The sequence below is a fragment of the Pedobacter sp. genome, from assembly GCF_035317785.1.
GTDB lineage: Bacteria > Bacteroidota > Bacteroidia > Sphingobacteriales > Sphingobacteriaceae > Pedobacter.
Genome location: NZ_DATHGC010000230.1, coordinates 1 through 6,034 on the forward strand (window position 1 = coordinate 1; position 6,034 = coordinate 6,034).

Genomic DNA, 6,034 nt, shown 5'->3' on the forward strand with positions numbered 1-6,034 from the left:
CAATATCGGAACTGTTTTGGAAGCCATCATGTACCACAACCCCTATCCTGCCAAATACCTTTCTGAAAATTCATGGAACCAGTTGGTACTGAAAGCATTTTTCACGGAAAAAGACGTCACCAGGATCACCGGAATAACAGAAAGAAAAAACAAAGCGCTTTCTGAAACCTTAAAGGATTATGTACAGGAACGCCTGGCCGCGCACCGGACAGTGCATCCGGAGATCTACAAATTAATAGAACTGTAACACCAGATATATAAAAACTTGAATTATGTGCTGTAATGAAAATTTCCAGGAAAGAATTGAAGGAGAAAAAATTCAAACCTCCCTTGATCTGCATGACATTAGCGGGATGAAGTTCTTTGACCCGCATGTCCACATGACCTCACGTACCACCGACGACTATCAGGCCATGGCCGATGCGGGTATAGTTGCCCTGATAGAGCCCGCCTTTTGGCTGGGTCAGCCGCGCACAGGCTTAGATAGCTTTACGGACTACTACAGCAGTCTGATCGGCTGGGAAAGGTTCAGATCTTCTCAGTTTGGCATCAAACACTATTGCACCATAGGCTTAAACTCACGTGAGGCCAATAACGAAAAACTGGCAGAGCAGGTTATGGAGATTCTGCCCAACTTTATTTTCAAAGAAGGTGTAGTCGGCATCGGCGAAATTGGTTTTGATGACCAGACCGCCGCAGAAGAAAAATACTTCAGACTGCAGCTGGACCTGGCAAAAGAAGCGGGCCTTCCGGTTCAGATCCATACCCCTCACCGGGATAAGAAAAAAGGAACCCAGCGCAGCATGGACATTTCCATCGAGCAGGGACTTGCCCCGCATATGGTCATTGTAGACCACAACAATGAAGAAACAGTAAAAGAAGTTTTGGACAGGGGCTTTTGGGCCGCCTTTACCATTTATCCGTTTACCAAAATGGGCAATGAGCGTATGGTGGAGGTTGTAAAACAATATGGATCTGAAAGGATCATGATCAATTCTGCTGCCGACTGGGGCATTAGTGACCCGCTGGCAATACCTAAAACGGCTGCATTGATGAAAAAATCAGGGATCAGCTTAAAAGACATTGAACTGGTTACCTACCGCAATGCCATTACCGCGTTCGGGCAAAGCGGGCAGATCAACGAAGCAGACTTCCTTTCGGTCAAAAACATCGACCAGAGCCAGAAGTTTGAAAGCAATTCTATTCTACGTGGCGGGCAGCAGCCAAGGATAGACAAGAACTCGATTATTATCTCTTAGAAAGTGCAGAAATTAATAGGATACCTCAGGCTGATGCGGCCCGCCAATGTGGTGACTTCTGTTGCCGATGTCCTGGCGGGGATCGCTATAGCTGGTTATTTTTTTCCACAAAGTATTATACCAGGATGGCACACCGTTGCAGGTGCCGCAGGTATGTCACAATTCCCTGTTTTATTACTTTGCATTTCTACAATAGGGCTCTACAGTGGCGGCATCATACTCAATGATGTATTTGACGCAGAACTAGACGCTAAAGAGAGGCCTGAACGCCCGATACCTGCCGGCCTCATATCAAAAAAGGCAGCTGCTATTTTTGGTGGTATCTGGTTCTTTATTGGAATTTTTGCAGCAGGAATGTACAGTAAGGAGTCTCAATACCTGGCAGTAGCCATAATGGTCTCCTGTTTAATATATGACAAATACCTGAAACACCACTCGCTTTTTGGACCATTGAGTATGGGGCTCTGCCGCGGGTTAAACCTATTGCTGGGAATGAGTATTATGCTTGACAAAGTACAGGAATTATGGTATCTGGGTATTGTACCCATCATTTACATCGCTGCCATTACGATGATCAGCAGGGGTGAGGTCCATGGAGGGGGTAAAAAAACGCTCTGGTTTGCAGGAGCACTCTATTTTTTCGTTATTGCCTGCATCAGCTATTTTGCTTTCAAAAACGGCCAGCTTCTGGTTACACTGATTTTTCTTGCCGCATTTGCAATGATGATCCTTGTTCCTTTGTTCAGGGCCATGCAAAATCCAATCGGGCCAAACATTGGAAAAGCCGTTAAATCAGGGGTCATTGCGCTCATTTTGATGAATGCGGCATGGGCAAGCGCCTTTGGCGTCTTTCAAATCGGCCTTTTTATCGTTATTCTTTTACCAATATCACTTTTACTAAGTAAAGCTTTTGCAGTTACTTAGGTAATATCTCTAAAATATGAGTCATTTAAAACAATCGTTTAGCGTCAAATTTGAGTACAACGTTTATTTCACCTCATCGCTATTCGATACCGGCAACACTACCTTATTCAGCTTCTTTAAAGCTCGTTCTTCGGATGCGCTAAAAAAAATATATTTTGTCGTAGACCAGGGCGTTGCCGATGCGCATCCGGAACTGACCGCCAATATCAAAACCTTTTTTGCCGGCCAGACAGAGGTTCAGCTCATAGAAGAGATCCTGATCGTCCCGGGTGGGGAAGCTTCTAAAAATGACACCGCACTCTTCGATCAGATCGTAGCAGCGGTAGACCTGCACAAGATTGACAGGCATTCTTATATAGCTGCTATCGGCGGCGGAGCAGTCCTTGACCTGGTAGGTTATGCGGCCGCAGTTTCTCACAGGGGCATCAAACACATCCGCATCCCTACTACTGTTTTGTCTCAGAACGATTCAGGAATAGGTGTAAAAAACGGCATCAATTACAAACGCAAAAAGAATTTCCTGGGTACATTTGCCCCTCCGGTGGCCGTATTCAATGATGATGAGTTTTTACCAACGCTAAGCGACAGGGATTACCGTTCAGGGATATCGGAAGCCATTAAAGTAGCCCTGATCAAAGATGCCGAATTCTTCTGCTGGCTCGAAGACCATGCTGTTCAACTCGCCGCGAGGGATGCTGAAAGCATGAATTACCTGATCAGACACTGCGCAAAACTGCATATGGACCACATTGCCGGCGACGATCCTTTTGAAACAGGCTCTGCCAGACCGCTTGATTTTGGTCACTGGGCTGCACATAAGCTGGAGCAGCTGAGTGATTTCCAGGTACTGCATGGCGAAGCCGTAGCCATGGGTATTGCGCTGGACAGTGTATATTCTTTCTTAACCGGAATGCTGAGCGAAGACAAAGCATTGCGAATATTAAATGTACTGACCGATCTGCGATTTAACATTTCAGACCCCATCATCCACATCAAAGATGCCGGATCACCAATATTGAAAGGCCTTGCAGAATTCCAGGAACACCTTGGCGGGTTACTGACCATCACTTTGCTTACTGATCTGGGTACCGGGCAGGAGGTGCACGAAATGGATCATCAGCTGCTTATTGCAGCCAGCGATTATGTGGCTAAATTTATTAAAGACAAGGAAAGCTTAAATACAACCCATTAACATGAAAGTCAACAGTGGTCATTTAACCTATTGCACCAATATTCACGCAGGTAAAAACTGGACGGAAGATTTTAAGGCCCTGCAAAAGAATTTTCCGGCTATTAAGCAATCTGTGTCACCGGATCAGCCCATGGGACTCGGGCTCAGGCTATCCAATGAGGCCAGTTTAGCACTGGCAAACCAGGCAACGCTCGATGAATTTAAGCAATGGCTGAAGGACAATGATACTTATGTATTTACCATGAACGGCTTCCCTTACGGGGAGTTTCACCATACTGTGGTCAAGGCGGATGTACACACACCGGACTGGACCACCGATGCCAGAAGGGAATACAGCATCAGACTGTTTCGTATTCTGGAACAATTACTTCCCGAAGGAATGGACGGCGGTGTTTCTACCAATCCGTTAAGTTACAGGCATTGGTTCAAAACCGATAATGCCTTAAATGAAGCGAGAAGAACCGGCACAATGAACATGATCGAAGTGGTCAAAGAACTGATCAGCATTTACAATAAAACGGGCAAGGTATTGCACCTGGATGTTGAGCCCGAACCCGACGGCATGATGGAAACTGGCAGAGAGTTCATCGACTGGTTTGAAGCTGACCTGCTCACCCTGGGCATCCCTGAGATCTCCAAAGTATTTGCTGCGGATAAGGCAGCAGCTGAAAAGATGATCAGAAGGCACCTTAACCTTTGCTACGACGTTTGTCACTTTGCCATAGGCTATGAACCACATGAAGCAGTACTGAAAGAACTGGCACAAAAGAACATCGCAGTTGGCAAGATCCAGATCAGCGCGGCACTCAAAGCCAATCTTCAGAAAACGGCAGAAGAAAAAGCAGCCATCAAAAAGGCTTTTGACATCTTCAACGAACCCGTTTATCTCCACCAGGTAGTAGCCAGAAAAGCAGATCGTGATCTGCTCAGGTATACTGATCTGCCTGAAGCATTGGCGGACTTTGAAAATGAAACTGTACAAGAATGGAGGGCCCATTTTCACGTACCCATATCCATCAAAGAGATCGGCTTGCTTTCCACCACGCAGGAAGACATCACCGAAGTACTCAGACTTCAAAAAAACAATCCTTTTACCCATCACCTGGAAATAGAGACCTATACCTGGGAAGTCCTGCCGCAGCAGATCAAATTGCCGATCACCGAATCCATCAGCAAAGAACTGGATTGGGTCATCAGCCAGTTAGCATAACCACAAATCCCGATTAAGATGAAGAAAACTGTAGTAATAGATGTTGTTGGCTTGTCCTCAAACCTGATTGGAGCACATACCCCATTTCTGGAAAAATATGCTAAGGCAAAAAAGCTCCATACCATAGCGCCTATGCTGCCTGCAGTAACTACAGCGGTGCAGTCTACCTATTTAACAGGAAAAACTCCTGCCGAACATGGCATTGTGGGCAATGGCTGGTACGACCATACCGATGCGGAAGTTAAATTCTGGAAACAGTCCAACAAACTGGTACTGGTAGACAAGATCTGGGACAAAGCCAAAAAAGAAGACCCTAATTTTACCTGTTCCAATATGTTCTGGTGGTACAATATGTATTCCAACGCTGATTACTCGGTAACTCCACGCCCAAACTATCTGGCCGATGGCAGAAAAATGCCGGACTGCTATTCGGAACCTGCGGAACTCAGGGATACCTTACAGAATAAGCTGGGCCAGTTTCCGCTGTTCCAGTTTTGGGGACCTGGAGCGAACATTAAGTCTACCAAGTGGATTGCCGATGCAGCCGTCATCACCGACGAGCTGTATGACCCTACCCTCACACTCATCTATTTACCGCATTTGGATTACTGTCTTCAAAAATTTGGTCATGACTTCAGTAAGATCAGCAAAGAACTGACTGAGGTAGATGAGGTGGTCAAAGGGCTTATCGAGCATTACGAAAAACAAAGTGCCAATATCATTATACTCTCTGAATACGGCATCGTTCCTGTTAGCCAGCCAATACATTTAAACCGTGTTTTCAGACAGAACAACCTGCTGCAGATCCGTGTAGAGCGGGGACTGGAACTTCTTGACGCAGGTGCTTCCAAAGCATTCGTTGTGGCCGATCACCAGGTGGCCCACGTCTATATCAATGATCCTTCAGTAAAAGAGCAGGTAAAAAGCATTTTGGAAAAAACAGCTGGCATAGCACTGATCCTTGACCAGGAAGGCAAGAAAAAATATGGCATAGATCATGCAAGAGCTGGAGATTTTGTAGTGGTGGCAGAACCCAAAAACTGGTTCACCTATTACTTCTGGCTGGACGATGCCCTGGCACCGGACTATGCGCGCTGTGTAGACATCCACAAAAAGCCGGGTTATGACCCTGTAGAAATGTTCATGTCTTCCAAGCCCCGCGCGGCCTACAAGCTCCTTTGCAAGAAAGCCGGTTTCCGCTACGTAATGGATGTCATTCCACTGGATGCCACTTTGATAGGCGGTTCGCATGGCAGTGTAGACGCGCCAAAGGAATTCCACCCGGTACTGATCACTGATCCCTTGTTAAATGACGAAGACAAGAAAGCGACGGATGTTTATGAACTGATCTGGAAAGCGCTGCACAATTAAACCGAAATTTAATCTTCGAACACTATACATTTAAACTGTATTCTTCTATTTTTGGAAAGACACACTGACCACGTATGG

The 6,034-nt window shown here is 46.0% G+C and carries 6 protein-coding genes; all 6 read left to right on the plus strand.

The annotated features are described in order from the left end of the window. A partial coding sequence (locus VK541_RS13970; RefSeq protein WP_324370942.1) for an EboA domain-containing protein occupies positions 1-247 on the plus strand: 247 nt, incomplete at its 5' end. 25 nt (positions 248-272) lie between these two features. After that, positions 273-1,259, plus strand: coding sequence for a TatD family hydrolase (locus VK541_RS13975; RefSeq protein ID WP_324370943.1), 987 nt, complete (start codon positions 273-275; stop codon positions 1,257-1,259). 3 nt (positions 1,260-1,262) lie between these two features. Then, positions 1,263-2,183, plus strand: a complete 921-nt coding sequence (eboC, locus tag VK541_RS13980; protein ID WP_324370944.1) for a UbiA-like protein EboC — start codon at positions 1,263-1,265, stop codon at positions 2,181-2,183. A 16-nt stretch (positions 2,184-2,199) separates the two neighbouring features. Continuing rightward, the gene (locus VK541_RS13985; protein WP_324370945.1) at positions 2,200-3,375 is read left to right on the plus strand and encodes a 3-dehydroquinate synthase; all 1,176 of its coding nucleotides are present in this window, start codon (positions 2,200-2,202) and stop codon (positions 3,373-3,375) included. 1 nt (position 3,376) lies between these two features. Then, positions 3,377-4,585, plus strand: coding sequence for a metabolite traffic protein EboE (eboE, locus tag VK541_RS13990; RefSeq protein WP_324370946.1), 1,209 nt, complete (start codon positions 3,377-3,379; stop codon positions 4,583-4,585). Positions 4,586-4,603: 18 nt separating this feature from the next. Further along, positions 4,604-5,956 (plus strand): alkaline phosphatase family protein, encoded by a 1,353-nt coding sequence (locus VK541_RS13995; protein WP_324370947.1) that lies wholly within the window; start codon positions 4,604-4,606, stop codon positions 5,954-5,956. The last annotated feature ends 78 nt before the right edge of the window (positions 5,957-6,034 follow it).